Genomic DNA, 16,192 nt, shown 5'->3' on the forward strand with positions numbered 1-16,192 from the left:
CTTTTAGCTGATAGCACTGTCAATGCGTGCCAAGACCTCATCTTGGCCAAGGGCGGCGAGTGTCAGGTCAATGCCGGGTGAGGTGGTGCTGCCGGTCATGGCGGCGCGCAGAGGTTGTGCGACGGCACCCAGCTTCAACGTATTGGTTTCGGCATAAGCGCGGAGTGCGTCATCAATCGCCTCGGCGGTGAAGTGGGGGAGCTCAGCTAATGCGAGGCGGATGCCTTTGAGCACCTTCTGCCCATCTTCCCCTAAGAGTTTTTCAGCTTTGGGTGTGAAGGTCAGTGGCAGGGTAAAGCCTGCAAAAGCGGCATTATTGGTCAGTTCAACCAATGTTTTCGCACGCTCTTTGAGGCCCGGCATCAGTGCGAGAACACGGCTGCGCGTTGCATCATTAATGGCGACGTTTTCGTGGCTTTTCAGGCGCTCCATCACGTCATCGGTGAGGCGCGCATCATCGGCCTGACGCATCCAAACGCTGTTGAAGTGAGACAATTTGGCGTAATCCATGCGGGATGGAGAACGGCCGACACCATCGAGGTCGAACAGGCGGATCTGGTCTTCGCGTGACAGGATTTCAGCATCGCCGTGGCCCCAGCCGAGGCGCAGCAGATAGTTGCACAGTGCTTCTGGCAAATAGCCCTCATCACGGAAATCCACCACAGAGGCCGCGCCGTGACGTTTGGACAGCTTGGCACCATCAGGGCCGTGGATCAGTGGGAGATGTGCAAAATATGGGAGGTCCCAGCCCATCGCACGGTAAATCATCGCCTGACGGAAGGTGTTGGTCAGGTGGTCATCACCGCGCATGACATGGGTGATGCCCATATCGTGGTCATCGCACACAACAGCGTGCAGATAGGTTGGCGTGCCATCGGAGCGTAGGATGATGAGGTCATCCATCTCCGCATTCGCAACACGGACTTCGCCTTGGACGAGGTCTTTGATAATGGTTTCACCATCACGCGGGGCCTTGAGGCGTACTGCGAATGGTGCGCCTTCTGGGGCTTCGGATGGGTCACGATCGCGCCATGTGCCGTCGTAACGGGGGGGGCGCTTTTCTGCCATGGCTTTTTCGCGCATGGCTGTGAGTTCTTCTGGCGTGCAATAGCAGCGATAGGCGAGGCCGCGTTCCAACAGGTCTTGTGCAACTTCTGTGTGGCGGTCTTGACGGGTGGATTGGAACACCGGTTCTTCATCCGGTGTCAGGCCCATCCATTTTAGGCCGTCCAGCAGTACGTCCACCGCTTTTTGCGTGGAGCGCTCGCGGTCCGTGTCTTCAACACGAAGCAGGAATTGGCCGCCGTGATGGCGTGCATAAAGGAAGTTGAACAGGGCCGCGCGGGCATTACCAACGTGCAGGAGCCCGGTCGGCGAGGGGGCGAAGCGAGTGCGGATTGTCATGCCGCCCTCTTATCATAATCTGAGGCGGTCTCGCTATCCGCAAATGATGTGTGGGAGTGGTGCTGCGTGGCTGGAAGTGATGCCTGTTGTTGGGGGGTACAAAAATATGGGGTGCAGTTATTGGCGCGCAAAATACTTTTCGTTTTTGATGTGCGGTGATCGCTACAGAACATTGTTGCTGATATAATTATTGTTCAATAGAATATAAAATATAAATAAATATCGGGTATATTTTTATGGTTTTATTAAAAATAAGTCGATTTTTAGAGGGGTGTTTGGCCTTTCAGGGGCGCTCTTTGTTGAATTGGTCCCCGGTTTTTTTTGCGCTGGGGGTAGTATTTTATTGTGCACTGCCCTTTGAGGTGCCCGTTTGGGGTATCTCTATTGCGCTGATTGTTGCAGCAGGGTGGGCGTGGTGCGTACGGGGTTCAGCGCTGTGGGGGCGTGTCGTCTGTGCTGTTTTGCTCTGTGTATTAGGGTGTGCCGATGCCTTATGGGAGACGCGCCGGCAGCCGGACATGCCCGCGTTACCAACCCGCGCTGTGACCGTGGTTGGTGAGGTTCAGTCGGTCGATCTTTTGCCGGAACGCGATGAGAAAACGGGCGAAGTGCGGCGGTTGCGTATTGAGGGGGCTGTATTTGATACGCCAAGCGACGCTGGGATGCCGCCATTGCGCAGAGCGTTAACGGTTCGGCTGCGGGCGGATGATAAGACGGGCATATCCTCCGGGCAGCGCGTCAGTGTGCGGGCTTTATTGCATCCACCGCAGCGCCCTGCATGGCCAGGGGGGCGTGATATGCAGCGTGAGGCGTGGTTTTCCGGCCTTGCGGGGAGTGGTTATGCTCTGGGGGGTATTACGGTGGAGGGGCATGCGCGCGGGGCTTGGTTGCGCCGTATGCGTGAGGCGATGGCCGATCGGTTCTACGCGGTTTTGCCGGGGCAATCTGGGGCTATCGTGGCTACGGTGATGGTTGGGGAGAGTGCGCGTCTCTCTCCTAAAACACGGCAGGATTTTGCGGCATCTGGCTTGGCTCATCTCTTAGCGGTTGCGGGTTTGCATTTGGGCTTGGTGATGGGGAGCGCGACTATTTTAGTAAGGGCTGTACTCGTTCTTTCTGAGCGAGCGGCGCTGTGTTGGCCGTGTAAAGAAATTGCTGTGATTGGCGGCTTTGTGCTTGGCGCTGTGTATGTGGCGCTGACTGGAGCGCATGTGCCAAGTGTGCGGGCCTTGGGAATGGCGGGGTTGTTTGTCGTCGCGTTGTTGAGTGGGCGCAGGGTGATGTCCATGCGCTCTTTGTCGGTCATCGCTATGATGTTGTTGGTTGTGACCCCGCATGTTGTGCTGGATGTGTCGTTCCAAATGTCTTTTGCGGCTGTGATGGGATTGATCGCGGGATATGAAGGGTTGCGTGCGCCGTTATTAAAGCTGCGGGGAGAGGGGCAGTTATGGCGGAGGGGCTTGGTGCATGTGGTGATGTTGGCGCTGACGTCTTTGCTGGCGGGTCTTGCAACATTGCCGGTGAGTATGGCGCATTTTGGTACGTTTCAGCCGTGGTTTGTATGCGCGAATATGGTAGCGGTTCCGCTTATGGCTGTGTGGGTTATGCCTGCGGGAATTGTATCAGTTTTTCTAATGCCATTCCATATGGCGGGTTTGCCAATACAGGTCATGGGGTGGGGTGTAACAATGATTCAATGGCTTGCAGCCTGTGTGGCGCAATGGCCATGGGCGCAGAGTGCTGTACCCGCGATGCCAGCATGGGGGCTTTGTTGCGTCATGTTTGGTCTTGCGTGTCTTTGTTTATGGAGAGGGGCAGGGCGCTGGGCGGGGGCAGTGCCACTTGTTTTGGGCTTGGCGAGTATATGTGTGGAAAAGCCGTTACTTTTGGTGGCTCCTGATGCAGGTGTGGTGGCCGTACGTGACGGGGCTGCATTGCGGGTGGGGCCCGTCAGTGGATTGGACCGTTCTGTATTGGCAGACTGGACGCAGGCATTGGCTCTGCCAGTACAGCCTTTGCCAGAGGCATGCAGGGAGGGGCTTTGCCGGTTGTCTGTTGGCGGGCGTATGTTTTTGCTGAGGGTGAGTGGCCGCGTAGAAAGATCAGTCTTGCCATCTGCCGAGATGTGCCGTGATGTGGTGCTGTTTGTCAGTGCCTCTCCAGCACGGGGGGCGTGCCCGGGTGTGGAGCGGATTGATCGTTTTTCGGTGTGGCGTGATGGAGCCTTTACGGTTTATCCGAGCAGTGACGGTATTCGCCTTGTGTCTGGGCGGATGGTCCAGGGGGTACGGCCTTGGGTGCCGCCACCGGGGTGGCGTGGTATGCCTACTTTGCCTTTGGCGCCGGCGGAGTGAGCTTGTTATGCAGTTGGGTGATTGTACGTTGAAAGATCGCGGGGTCATTGAGGGCGCGTGATAAAATAATGGCGCCTTGGATTTGTAAAACAGTCTCTTCTGCCAGATGACGGGCATCGTGATGTGGAAGGTGTATGCGTTCAAGGGAGGCTGTAAGCGTTTCTATCCATGTGGTAAAATAATGGGCGATTGTCTCTGAAAATTGGTCACGTTGATGCCCGGTAGCAAGAACACCCATGAGGCACACGCGCTGACCGGAATGAAAGTATCGTGTAACCGCGTCCAGCATGGACTGAATGGACGTTGGTGTGTGTGGTTCGGCCTGTAGGGGAGCATAGATATGTGTTTCGAACCATGTTTTGATATCCGTTAAAACTGTGGTCATCATCTCGGCTTTGCCGCCGGGGAATAAATTATATAGGCTCCCTTTGCCTAAGCCTGTGGCTTGTGTGATGAGGCCAATGCTTGTGCCTTCGTAGCCATACTCACGAAAGACTTCAGCGAGTATGGCGAGGGTTTGTGCGGGGTCTTTAGAAGGGCGGGGCACGTTAGAGTTCTAATGCGCTAAGGCTGGGGTGAGCGTCAGGACGGCGCCCGATGGGCCAATGAAATTTGCGCTCGGCTTCTGTAATGCGAAGGTCGTTGATGGACGCAAATCGTGTTTGCATGAGGCCATTTTTATCAAACGCCCAATTTTCATTTCCGTATGAGCGAAACCATTGGCCAGTTTTATCATGCCATTCATACGCGAAGCGGACAGCGATGCGGTTATGGGTATAGGCCCAGACTTCTTTGATGAGACGATATTCGTGCTCATTAGCCCATTTTTGGGTTAGGAAATGGATGATTTCGGCGTGTCCACAGAGGAACGAATCTCGGTTCCGCCACTGACTATTGGGCGAATAAGCCTGTGATACTGTGAACGGATCACGGCTGTTCCATGCATCCTCCGCTAGTCGTGCTTTTTGAGCGGCTGTTTCTGCGGAGAAGGGAGGTAAGGGGGGACGCGGCATGGTGCACCTAAAGCTAAATTTGTACCAATCAGTACAAATTTAGCTTTAGGTTATTTTTATAGTGTTGTCCAGCATGTGTTGTGCGTGGGAGAGGGTGATGAGCTTACGGCGCCAGAGGATACGGATGATGGCGCCGCGTTGCTGGGTTCTGCGACATGGGAGCAGTCCTCCTTGCGGAAGATGGGCTCATTTATGCGTAATGGGCAGAGGCCAAAACGCTCGGTGCTTGTGCTGGGGGTAGGGTTGAGTGTGTTTTATTTGCCTTCGCGCATGCTTCTCAGTGTCGCGTTGATAGGGGCCATAATGCGCTGGTGTTTTGGTGTTGCGATCCGTTGTGACAAGTAGATACCGTGATGGCCGGAGCAGGCATAGGCGACCCAACACGCAATGGTGAGGGGGACGGCGTAGTCTGCACCAAAAAGCTCGATCCCCATTAGGGTGCAGGCGATGGGCGTATTGGCCGCGGCAGCGAAAACGGCCACGAAGCCTAAGCCGGCAAAGAGATCTGTGGGAGCGTTGAGCAGTGTGGCCAGTGTATGGCCGAGGGCTGCGCCGATAAAAAAGAGGGGGGTGACTTCGCCGCCTTTAAAACCTGCGCTGAGGGTAATGACCGTAAAGAGGAGCTTAAGGGCCCAGCTCCAATAATCTGTGGTGGGTGTAAAGAAGCCGGAGAGAGTGGGATCTCCGGGAAGGGCAGACCATACGCCAAGGCCCAGATAGGCGCGGGTGTGTAAGGCCCAAACGAGCATAATGATGATGCATCCGCCAAAAGCGGCGCGTAATGGGCCGGACGGTATGCGGTGTTTCAAAACGCCACCCAAAGTATGGTTGGCTTCGGCAAAGAGGAGGGCTGTTAGTCCGAATGCGATGCCTGCAAGTGCCGTTTTGGCGAGAAGAATGGGGTGCTGGAAAAGAGGGCCTGTGGTCGGAATGTGTGTGGCGATATGGTAAAGTGTGTGGTGCATGCCCCAGCTATGGCACGTCCAATCTGCGAGGATGGAGGCCAGAAGGCAGGGCAGAAGTCCGGCATATTCCAAGCGCCCTATCGATAGGACTTCGAGTGCGAAGACAGCACCGGCTAAAGGCGTGCCGAAGACCGCCCCAAAGCCTGCCGCGACACCAGACATGAGGAGTATGCGTGTTTGTGCGGGAGCAAGCTTTAAAAATCGACCCGCAGTGCTGGCGAGGCTTCCGCCGAGTTGAACGGCGGTTCCTTCTCGCCCGGCAGAGCCTCCAAAAAGATGGGTGACGATGGTGCCTAAGAAGACAAGCGGTGCCATTCGGAAGGGAACACCGGCGGTAGGGCGATGGATTTGTTCAACAATGAGATTATTGCCCGCGTCTGACGTGCCGCCAAAGCGCTGGTACAGCCATGCGATGCCCGCCCCGCCAACGGGGAGCAGGTAGAGGAAAGAGGGGTTAGAAAAGCGTGTTTGTGTTGCCCAATCCAGCAGCCATAAAAATGCCGCGCAGAGCGAGCCGATCACGGCCGATACGGGAACAATAATGGCAAGCCATAGTAGCGTTGTACGCGTGGTGGTGAGAACGGAAAGGGTAGAGTTGTGGAATAAAGCGCGCATGAATCCTCCTTGCTGCCTGGTGCAGGCGCTGGGTAGGAATCATCGTCCCTTGCAAGGGCAGTTCGACCATGATGGCCCGGCAGAAATCCATTACCGTTGGGCGAGAGCATCGCAAAACTTAGGAAGATTTGTCAATGCTTGTGCATAATGCCCCCGCAAGGCTCAGAATGTGCTTTGCGAGGGTGGGGTATCAGGCTGAAAGAGCGTTTGCAACTTGTGTAAAGGCTTGAACAGCCTGATCAATTTCGTCTGCACTATGCGCTGCCATGACGGAGCAGCGTAGAAGTGGGCGGTTATCAGGTGTCGCGGGTGGGAGCGAAAGGTTCACATACACGCCAGCCTCAAGCAGGGCATTCCAGAATGTGACGGCTTCAGGAATGGTCTCAAGCGTCACAGCGATAACTGGAGAGACATGCTGGCTGATGGACAGGCCTGTGGCTTTCAAACCGGCATGGAGGCGCGCTGCGTTTTCATACAGTTTGGTGCGGCGTTCTGGCTGCTGCTCTACGGCGTCTAACGTGGCGATGGTTGCCGCGATGATCTCTGGAGGGAGAGATGCTGTGAACATGTACGGGCGTGAGCACAGGCGCATCAGGTCTATGCCGTCATGATCACTGACGCAGTAACCGCCAACGGTGCCCAGGGATTTAGAGAAGGTGCCGACGATGAAGTCGATGCCCTTTTCACAGTCTTGGACCTCCGCAACGCCACGGCCTTTTTCACCTAAAACACCGAAAGAGTGGGCTTCGTCCACCATGAGAGCAACGCCGTGCTTCTCTTTGACCGCGACGAACTCTGCTAACGGGGCGACATTGCCCGTCATGGAGTAAATGCCTTCTACAACAATCAGCTTAGCGCCCGGATGGTCTTTGACACGGTTCAGGCGTTTATCGAGGTCTGCCGGGTCATTATGGCGGAAGCGAATGACTTGTGCGCCAGACAGCTTAGCGCCGTCATAAATGCTGGCATGGCTGTCTGCATCAAGGAACAAGATGTCATCTTTGTTCACGAGTGCAGAAATCGTGCCGAGATTGGCTTGGTAACCGGTGGAGAACACCATGGCGTGCTTGCGTTCAAAATACGCCGCCAAGCGTTCTTCAAGTTTACGGTGGAGGCCAAATGTGCCGTTCGCAATGCGTGAGCCTGTGGTGCCGACGCCCATGCTGCGGACGGTTTCAATCGCGGCTTCTGCGGCTTCGTCCGATTGGCTGAGGCCCATGTAATTATTGGTGCCGAACAGCAGTGTTTCACGGCCTTCAATCACGCCGAGCGTTGCTGATAGAGGGCGCTCAATAACGACTTCAAACGGGTTGCGTGGTGACAGCGCGCTTAGCCCATCATAAGCCGTTTTCAGCGCAGCATGTTTGGCGAAAAGGTCGGTCACGCTTAGCCCTTCAGCCCATTCAGGCAGGTTGCTAGATCATCAATTGTGCGGATGTCAGCCAGTTTGTCGAGCGGTACGGAAACGTCGAGTTCATCCTCGATTTCCATAACGAAGTTCATGACGGCCAAGCTGTCAAACGCCAGATCTTCGACGATCTTGCTGCTACCGGTGATGTCACGGGGGACTTTCGGGTTAGCGAGCAGTTTTTCGATGATCATCTGTGAAATGCTGGATACGCTGTCAGTCATGCTCTGTACTCTTGATGCTTATGGGCCAAAGGTGATGTGTTATGCGGCAGGAAGCCCTGCGCCGTAAATCCCGAAGGTGCATATCCCCGCTCTGTGGCGGGGGTATGGCGCTTTAGGCGGCAGAGTGTTCTGCGTCTTCAAATGCGCCAGAGAGCAGCATAGCTTTGGCTTTTGCGCGGGTGAGTTTGCCGGAAGATGTTTGCGGCAGGGTACGGGGTGGCACCAATACAACGCGCACATCCACACCATGGTCACGGCGGAAGAGGGCTGTGAGGTCGTTGGTCAGGCGATCACGCATGGTTGGGTCGCTTGCGCGGCACTGGACAAGCGCTGTGATCGTTTCGCCTTCGTCGCCATCAACGGAGAAGACGGCCACATCACGGGAGCGGAGGCTATCGATGGCGCTTTCGGCAGACCATTCAAGGTCTTGCGGCCAGATATTACGGCCATTGATGATGATAAGGTCTTTGGCGCGGCCTGTGATGATGATTTCACCATCCAGCATGTAGCCAAGGTCACCTGTGTTCAGCCAGCCTTGTGCATCCAAAACGGCATCAGTTTCATCTTGGCGGCCGTAATATCCAACCATGAGGCTAGGTCCACGGACGTATACAGTCCCGACGCGACGATCTGGTAGAGGGTTACCATGCTGGTCACGAACCTCGATGGCATGGTCTGGCAGGGCGCGGCCACAGCGTACGAAGGTGCGCAAAGCGTGAGACGGGTCATTGCATGGAACTGCAATGCCGGTGCTCTCCAAACGGCGGAGGTCCACAGTATCCGTCTGCATGCCGTTATTAAGAGGGGCAAAGCTGATGGCGAGTGTTGCTTCGGCCATGCCATAGCTTGCGACGAAGGCTTTGCTGTTAAAGCCATTCGCGGCGAAGCGTTCGGCGAATTCTTCTAGGATATGCGGGCGGATCATGTCGCCGCCGATCCCTGCAATACGCCAGTGGGACAAGTCCAGACCGGGTGCGCCATTGCGGCGTGAGCATAGCTCAAAACCGAAGGATGGGCTGTAAGACATAGTCCCCTTGTTCCGGCTGATCAGGTCCAGCCAAACATGGGGGCGGCGTGCGAATTCACGTGTTGGGAGCAGGTCCACAGATAATTGGCAGGTCATTGGCGTCAGGAAGAACCCAACGAGACCCATATCATGGTAGAGCGGTAGCCATGAGACGCAGCGATCATCTTCGATGTCGGATGATGGGCGTACTTGCAAACCATCATGGGCGATGGCGCGGGCATTGGCCATGCCTGCTGTTTGCGTCACGGATACTCCCATCGGGAAGCGCGTGCTGCCGGATGAGAATTGGAGGTAGGACAGAGCATCGGCTTGGATGGCTGGAAGCGCAATGTCTGGGGCTGTGTGTGCGCTAAGTTCAGCGGGGGAGCCACCAAAGACAAGGTCTAGCCCGTCAATAATCTCGCCAGTCCATCCGCCGATGACGTCTGGTACGACGACAGCGCGCGCACCGGCGCTGCTGATCATGCCGCGCAGAGTGGTGATGTAGCCGTCACGCCCACCGAAAGCGACGGGCAGCGGCAGAGGCGCCGGGACGAGGCCTGCGTACTGACAGCCGAAAAAAATGCGGGCGAAGTCACCGTCACTTTCCGCCACGATGGCGACGCGGTCACCCTGTGTCAGGCCAAGGCTCAGCAAACGGCGAGCCATGGCAATGGCTTGCTCACGCAAGGTACGGTACGGCAGGGCTTCTAGAAGCTGGCCACGGCCTGAGTAAATGTTGAAGCCACTCTCGCCCTGTGCCGCGTAATCCAGAGCGGCAGGGAAGCTCGGGAAGTCACCATAGCGTCGGTTCAGGCCCGAACGGCTTGGGGTAGGCTGTGCCGGTGTGGATGGTTGAGGGGGGTGTTGGGTGGCTTCGGTCAAACCTGGACTCGCTTCGTTAGAAATGCCGTTTTCAGAAATGCCGGGCATTATACGGCTCGTTGTAAGAAGGCGATGATTGCGTCTGCCCCTAGAGGTGCAGTCGGCTTATCGCCGTGTGTCTCGAATGTGTCATACAGATACTGGCGCTGTGTCTCAAGAAACTCAGGATGTGTCTTGAACGCATGTGCGATAGACGCAGCAGGGTCATCCAGAGTCTCCGTCACGGGGCCGAGCGTCCATGACAGGTAGTTTGGGTCGTCTTTCCATGCAACATGGTGTGCGTTTAGAAAGAGACAAGGGCGCGGATGGATAACAAATTCTGCGGCTTGGCTGGAAACATCGCCGATATACATGTCTGCCGCCAGCGTATACGTCATATCAATGCTGCGCTGGCTTCCGGGGTCAATCAACAGATGGTGAACGCCTTCATAGCGACGTTTTAGCGCGTCGGCTTCGGCGCGTCTGTTGTCGAAAAGTCGAAAATGTGGCGCAAAAACCACATTATAGTGCTCTTGCTGAGCAAAAAAATCGAGTAATTTCTCGCCCATGAGAGGCCATGAGGAGAAGCGGCGCACGAAATGTGGGTTGTAGAGAAGGGTGGTTCTCTCATTTTGGAAGAGTTTTGGGCGGTGTTTTTGAAGGCGGTGGACAATGTCGAACTTGCCATAAATGCCGCGGGCGTAAGCACCCGGTCGAGCGATGCCTTCTTTGAGCATGCGTTCTTCAATTTTCCGTCCGGGCAGCAGCAGGAAGTCAAATTTGCGCAGATGTTGGGCGAACCCGATGGCCCGGTCCCCGGCGCCATGTCCAGTCCAGATCATACGAGGGCGTGTGACGCCCATGTGGCGGAGGTAAAGCGAGGTGGCTTCTGGTACGATGATGGCGTCAAAGCCGTTGAGGTACCGTCGTGACACGAAAAGACCGTATAGCCGGTCAATAACGCGCAGGCCGCGCGTTTCGATGCGTTGCCGTAAAGCGGGGGATAACGGGAGGAGAGTGAGGCGCAGTTTGGCCTCAGGGTAGAGCTGCGCGATGGAGCGAGCAAGCTCTAGATGCCCCGGTGTTAAGCACGCCACGTCCACGGATACATCGGTGTGGCGCGAGGCCATTTCGAACGCGATTGGCAGGGCATGGAGTGCTTGATGGCGCTGGGCAATAAGAGGGAAAACAACGCGCATAATAGGGGTTATCCCGTTGTTTTCGGGGTGAGGGGGGTGCGTATGACAAAAATCAGCTGAATGCTGATGAGGAGAGTCACCCCGGCGAGTGTGGCGGGGCCGACGCCGCTTAAACCATATTTCTGCACAACGAGAACCAAGCCCGGCAGGAAAAGCGCACATTCAAGGCATCGCGCGATGATGGCGGCGTCAGAACGATCAATGGTGAAGAGAAGCGGTTCGAGTGGGAGGCCCCAGACGGTCACAACTTCGGCAGCTAAGAGCCATAAGGTGACGGGCAGTGTTGCGATTGCGCCATCGGCCCCGACATAAAGGCGCAAAAGAGGGCCGCCAGCAAAGAGAGTGATGAGCAGCAACGCAGTGCCAATAGCACCTGCGGTTAGCGCGACTTGCACCGTTAAGCGGCGGAGGCGACCCATGGCGCGGTCACGCCATAAGCGAGCCATTTCGGGGTAAACGGTTGTTTGGATGAGTGTTGCGGGCTTGGCGATGCCTGCGGCGATTTGGCTGGCAATACGGTAATAACCCGCGCTGGCGGGGCCGACGAAGGCGCCGACCACCAGTGTTCCGATATGCCCAAAAGCGAGGGCTAGGGTGGAGTTGAGGTTGGTTGAAAAGACAAAGCGCCAGAGGCGTGGGTAATGCTGTGAAAACCGGCGATGGGCTAGGTCACGCATGACGCCACCGAAGGCATGTGAAAAGCCCGTATGGAGGTTGCGTCGGGTCATTTCTTTCAGGGCCATGACCGAGATCGTGCCCCATGCGATGATTTCCGCAAGGAACCAGACCGCCGCAAGAATGGCGACGGAGGGGCCGGTGAGCAGCATGCTGGCTGTGCCGATGACACGGATAATGGTGGCGATGGTGCCTTGGACGGCCAGAAGGTCATAGCGGTTAAAGACGCGCAGAAGCCCCGTGGGAGTTGCGGCCGCCATGAAGAGGATAGAGCCGCAATAGAGCATGCCGATACGATGAATTTCGGGTGGCCAGCCGAGGGATTTCATGGCGAAAGCACTAATGCCGACGCCAATGAGCAAGCCTGCGACGCCGCCTATGATGTCTAGGAAGAGGCTGAACGACACAATGCGCTGAAATTCACGTTTATTGCCGTCTGTCAGGGGGCGTAAGCCATATTGCAAAACGGTTTGCCACGACTGAAAATCGACAACATCTCCGATAGTGCGCGCAAAAGCGTACATCATGGCAATGAGGCCGAAGCCGTAGCTGCCGAGCAAATGCGTTGCTAGCCAGATATGCACGAGACTGAGCGGCGCATTAACCGCACGGCCACCGAGAAGCACGCCAAGATTTTTCATGACGCGGCGTACACCGCCAGCTTTTAACGACTGAGAGGGGAGGTCAGACTCCGGCATTAGTTCCGCGAAACTTTCATAATAAGGGGCATCACTGTTGTTTTGGTTTAGGGGGTATATAGGTATGACCCACAGAATCGGAATGGTGTAGAGTGGGGGAATGTTGCATTTTTACGGCAAATCGCTACCCGTTATGGGGCAATTCTTCATTTAGCGCCGGTTTCTTACCCAATGTCATTTCTGAACCAAGACGATTCGAGTGCTTTTTCTTCTGCTCAAGCAATGGCAGGAGCGTGGCTCTGCGTTGACCGGGAGGTTTTGGCGCAAAATTATAAAAAATTAGATGCCATGACGGGTGCCGCCGAATGTGCGGCTGTGGTGAAAGCAGACGGATATGGGCTAGGGGCTGCGGCGATTGCGCCGGCATTGCTGGCTGCTGGAGCGAAAACATTTTTTGTGGCGCATCTGCAAGAAGGCGTTCAACTGCGTCAGGTTTTACCGCAGGCGCGTATTTTCGTGTTGCATGGTTTTATGGCCGGTTGCGCCGATTTGATGCATGCCCATCATTTGATCCCGGTTTTGAATGATTTGGGGCAGGTGCAAGAGTGGGCTGATTTTGGCGCTGTGCATGGTGGGCCATTGCCGTGTGCTGTGCAGGTCGATAGTGGGATGTCTCGCTTTGGTCTTTCTGATGCGGATTTGGCGGTAGAAGGGGCCTTTGATGGGGTTCAGCCCTGTTTGGTGATGAGCCATTTGGCGTGTGCCGATACGCCGGATAATCCAGCGAATGAACAGCAGCGTCGTAATTTTATCGCAATGGCGGAGCATTTTCCGGGGGTGCCACGTTCTTTGGCGGCATCGTCAGGCATTTTCTTGGGGCCGGAATATCATTTCGAGCTCGTGCGGCCGGGGGCTGCGCTCTATGGCGTAGCGCCGAATGATGGCGTGCCCGCTTTAGGGCATGTTGTACGGTTGGAAGCGCGCGTGGTGCAAATACGGACCGTACCGCCGGGCGCAGGTGTTGGGTATGGGCTAACCTGGCGGGCTGAAAAGCCCACGCGTTTGGCGACGTTAGGTATTGGGTATGCGGATGGTTTCTTCCGTGCTCAAGCAGGCCAAGCCGCTGTATGGTGTGGTGATGTGCGTTTTCCGTTGGTCGGGCGCGTGTCTATGGACAGTGTATCGGTTGATATTAGCGACGCGCCAGAGAGCTTAAAGCCGGGTGACGTTTTGACGGTCTTGGGGCCGAACCAAGGGGTTGATAGCTTGGCCGCAAGCGGCGGGACGATTGGCTATGAAATTTTAACGTCCTTAGGGGCGCGCTTTTACCGACATTATCTTTAAGTTGACCGGGAAGACCGTTCTGGTGACGGTCTGTGCATGATCATCCACTCAGCGTGTGCTGAGTGCCGGGATGTAAATATGTGTGTTCTAGAGTGTTTGAAGAGGCGTTAAGGCCAGCCTCTTCTCCGCTTTTGCGTGACTAGTATTTTGTCAGAACGCATATGCGCCTCCCCACGATCTATGGGGAGGCGCATATGGTAGGCGTCGTTCGTGAAAGGTGAGGTGGGGTTTTAGAATGCCACTTCAACCATGCCGCCGAACTGACGAGGCTCATTGATATAGCCTTGCAGGCCCGTCGTTACGCTGAGGCTCTTGTCGTAGACATACTGCTTGTTAAACAGGTTACGTGCCCAAAGAGAGAACGTCGCCTTTGCCGCGCTGTTGGCAACTTGCACGTGAGCGAGGGCAATACGGCTGTTTACGATAAGACCGCTATTTCCGCGTGGTTGGTAAACGTTACGTGGATTGTTAGGGCCTAGGTAAACGGGGTCTGTAGAGCTGGAGTAGAAGCCTGAGTTGATGTTCCCATCAACATGGGCCAGCAGAGTGAAGTGCTCGAATGGGCGGGTGTAATTAACTTGAGCACTGCCGGAATGTGCAGGGGTGACCACCTGATAGATGGGAACCTGCAAAGGTAAAACCACACCATTTGCGTTTGGATATGGGTTGGCGGTTGGTGGGATATGCACATGGTTGTAGGCATAGGACAGGCCAACTTCAACGCCTTGATAGGGGATAAAGGTCAGTTCTGTTTCTGCGCCACTTACGTTGCCGTCACCAGGGGCGTTAAAGGTTGAAATGGTTGTACGGTTCGTACGTTGGTTGGCGATTTGGTATGGGCGTTGGAAATCAACCTGAATGTCTTTGTAAATTCCGTAATAGCCAGTGGCATTGAAGCGCATACGGTGGTTCAGGAATTCAGATTTCAAGCCGCCTTCGAACATGGAGATGCTTTCTGGAGCGAAGGCATCATAGTTCTGAGAGCGGGAGTTTGCGCCGCCGGATTTGTAACCCGTGCTCCATTTACCGTAGAGATAAAGGTTCTTGGCGGCATCAAAGCCAAGGTTCAGCATCGGGTCAACACGTGACCATGTTGCTTCCAATGGAATTGGGCCACTCACACCCGCGCGGTTAACAGGTGCTGCGCCATTGACGGTCCCGAGGTGGCCATCTTTGGTGTCGCGGGACCAACGCAAGCCGCCCGTCAGGTGAAGTTTTTCACTGAGGATAGACGGGGTGTAGGTGGCCTGACCGTACGCACCGATGCTGGTTGTGTTGACGTGGCTGGCACGGTCAACGCGCTGCAAAGAATAGTCGTTAAACGCGGGGCCGGTGAGCAATTGGTACGCGCTACCGGCTGCGTTGGTGAACTGGTTGGTGTAAAACGCTTGGGCGTTATCACTGACCGTTTCATGGTAGTACAGGAAGCCGCCAACATAACGCAGATGTGGCAGGTCACCGATAGCTTGGATTTCTTGGCTCAGCTGGTGCTGCTTGAAATTGGCCAAGCTGTAACGGCTGAAGGTGTAGTTTGTGAAATCACCGCTTGTGTTGGACATGCTCGATGAAACAGCCGCATTGTCATATTGAGACTGTGTCAGTTGGCGGTAAGCGGAGATTGAACGCAGGGTCAGGAGCTTTGGAATGGCTTGCCATTCCATCGTGAAGCGATGGCCGCTGGTTCTGCCAATGCTGGGTTGCTCTGGCACGCCGGCTACGGCCGTCTTGGCGCGTGAGGTTTGAATAACCCCGAGAGCGGCTTGTTTGTTCGTGCCGTTGGCAAGGTGCTGGCTGTAAATGGATGTCGTGCTGTCGTAGTTGTTGTCATACGCGTAATCAGCACTGAACGATGATGTTGGGCGCCACATTGCTTCGGCGCGTACACCCCGGCGGTCATATTGGTTAAAGCCGCTTGCGCCTGTGAGTGGGTTATCCGTCAGGGGATCACGGTGAGCGGTCATCGCGTCAATTTTGACGGCGATGTCATGGAAGGCAGGCAGGTCAACGTGGAGTTCACCAAGGTTGCTGCCGTAATTGCCCATTCCGCCGCTGGCACGGACCTTGAACTTGCCGGATGGGCGGCGCGTGACAATGTTGAGCGCACCGCCTTCGGTGTTACGCCCAAAGAGTGTGCCTTGCGGGCCTTTTAGGACTTCAATATTGGCAACGTCCAGCATCGCGGCACCGAGGCCTTGCGGCCGTGCAAAGTAAACGCCATCGATGTAAACGCCTACGCCCTGGTCTCGTGCGGGTTGGTTACTATCGCCCAACACACCGACGCCACGAATGTTGACGATCAGTGCAGAGTTACGGCCAGCAAACTGTTCAACGTGAAGAGATGGGATCGAGCCATCGGCCATATCAACCAGTGAAATGACGTGACGATCTGCCAAGCTCTTTGCGCTCATGACGGAAATAGAGATGGGTGTTTTTTGAAGATTTTCGGGTCTTTTTTGTGCGGTAACAACAATGTCCTTGACGTG

12 protein-coding genes and 1 riboswitch are annotated in these 16,192 nt (G+C 55.6%); of the genes, 2 read left to right on the forward strand and 10 right to left on the reverse strand.

Annotated features, from left to right (window positions below):
• Window positions 1-3 precede the first annotated feature (3 nt).
• Window positions 4-1,404 (reverse strand): glutamate--tRNA ligase, encoded by a 1,401-nt coding sequence (gene gltX / locus NTH01S_RS01195; protein ID WP_068168039.1) that lies wholly within the window; start codon window positions 1,402-1,404, stop codon window positions 4-6.
• A gap of 296 nt (window positions 1,405-1,700) precedes the next feature.
• Between gltX and NTH01S_RS01200 the strand changes: the two genes are divergently transcribed.
• Window positions 1,701-3,758: a ComEC/Rec2 family competence protein gene (locus NTH01S_RS01200; protein ID WP_245642026.1), complete on the forward strand. Its 2,058-nt coding sequence runs from the start codon at window positions 1,701-1,703 to the stop codon at window positions 3,756-3,758.
• Here the strand turns inward: NTH01S_RS01200 and NTH01S_RS01205 are convergent.
• The 8 genes from NTH01S_RS01205 to NTH01S_RS01240 form a co-directional block, all read right to left on the reverse strand.
• Window positions 3,730-4,305, reverse strand: coding sequence for a TetR/AcrR family transcriptional regulator (locus tag NTH01S_RS01205; protein ID WP_068168045.1), 576 nt, complete (start codon window positions 4,303-4,305; stop codon window positions 3,730-3,732). The two genes, NTH01S_RS01200 and NTH01S_RS01205, sit on opposite strands and share 29 nt — an antisense overlap.
• A gap of 1 nt (window position 4,306) precedes the next feature.
• Window positions 4,307-4,771: a nuclear transport factor 2 family protein gene (locus NTH01S_RS01210; protein WP_068168048.1), complete on the reverse strand. Its 465-nt coding sequence runs from the start codon at window positions 4,769-4,771 to the stop codon at window positions 4,307-4,309.
• Window positions 4,772-5,025: 254 nt separating this feature from the next.
• Complete coding sequence (locus NTH01S_RS01215; RefSeq protein WP_068168051.1) at window positions 5,026-6,351, reverse strand: voltage-gated chloride channel family protein; 1,326 nt, start codon at window positions 6,349-6,351, stop codon at window positions 5,026-5,028.
• A 26-nt stretch (window positions 6,352-6,377) separates the two neighbouring features.
• Window positions 6,378-6,455, reverse strand: a riboswitch (Fluoride riboswitch).
• 86 nt (window positions 6,456-6,541) lie between these two features.
• Window positions 6,542-7,735, reverse strand: coding sequence for a serine palmitoyltransferase (spt, locus tag NTH01S_RS01220; protein ID WP_068168054.1), 1,194 nt, complete (start codon window positions 7,733-7,735; stop codon window positions 6,542-6,544).
• A 2-nt stretch (window positions 7,736-7,737) separates the two neighbouring features.
• A complete protein-coding gene (locus NTH01S_RS01225; protein WP_068168057.1) occupies window positions 7,738-7,983 on the reverse strand; it encodes an acyl carrier protein in 246 nt (81 codons plus the stop codon).
• 112 nt (window positions 7,984-8,095) lie between these two features.
• Window positions 8,096-9,922, reverse strand: coding sequence for a fatty acyl-AMP ligase (locus NTH01S_RS01230; RefSeq protein WP_084366816.1), 1,827 nt, complete (start codon window positions 9,920-9,922; stop codon window positions 8,096-8,098).
• Window positions 9,922-11,052, reverse strand: a complete 1,131-nt coding sequence (locus NTH01S_RS01235) for a hypothetical protein (protein WP_068168059.1) — start codon at window positions 11,050-11,052, stop codon at window positions 9,922-9,924. The genes NTH01S_RS01230 and NTH01S_RS01235 overlap by 1 nt, the downstream gene beginning before the upstream one ends.
• 8 nt (window positions 11,053-11,060) lie before the next feature.
• Window positions 11,061-12,425, reverse strand: coding sequence for a lipopolysaccharide biosynthesis protein (locus NTH01S_RS01240; protein WP_068168063.1), 1,365 nt, complete (start codon window positions 12,423-12,425; stop codon window positions 11,061-11,063).
• A gap of 171 nt (window positions 12,426-12,596) precedes the next feature.
• Between NTH01S_RS01240 and alr the strand changes: the two genes are divergently transcribed.
• Window positions 12,597-13,709, forward strand: coding sequence for an alanine racemase (gene alr / locus NTH01S_RS01245; protein WP_068168066.1), 1,113 nt, complete (start codon window positions 12,597-12,599; stop codon window positions 13,707-13,709).
• Between the two features lie 230 nt (window positions 13,710-13,939).
• Here the strand turns inward: alr and NTH01S_RS01250 are convergent.
• Window positions 13,940-16,192 (reverse strand): TonB-dependent receptor (locus NTH01S_RS01250; protein ID WP_084366838.1); only part of this gene is annotated, 2,253 nt, incomplete at its 5' end.

The sequence above is a fragment of the Neokomagataea thailandica NBRC 106555 genome, assembly GCF_001598495.1.
Taxonomy (GTDB): domain Bacteria; phylum Pseudomonadota; class Alphaproteobacteria; order Acetobacterales; family Acetobacteraceae; genus Gluconobacter; species Gluconobacter thailandicus_A.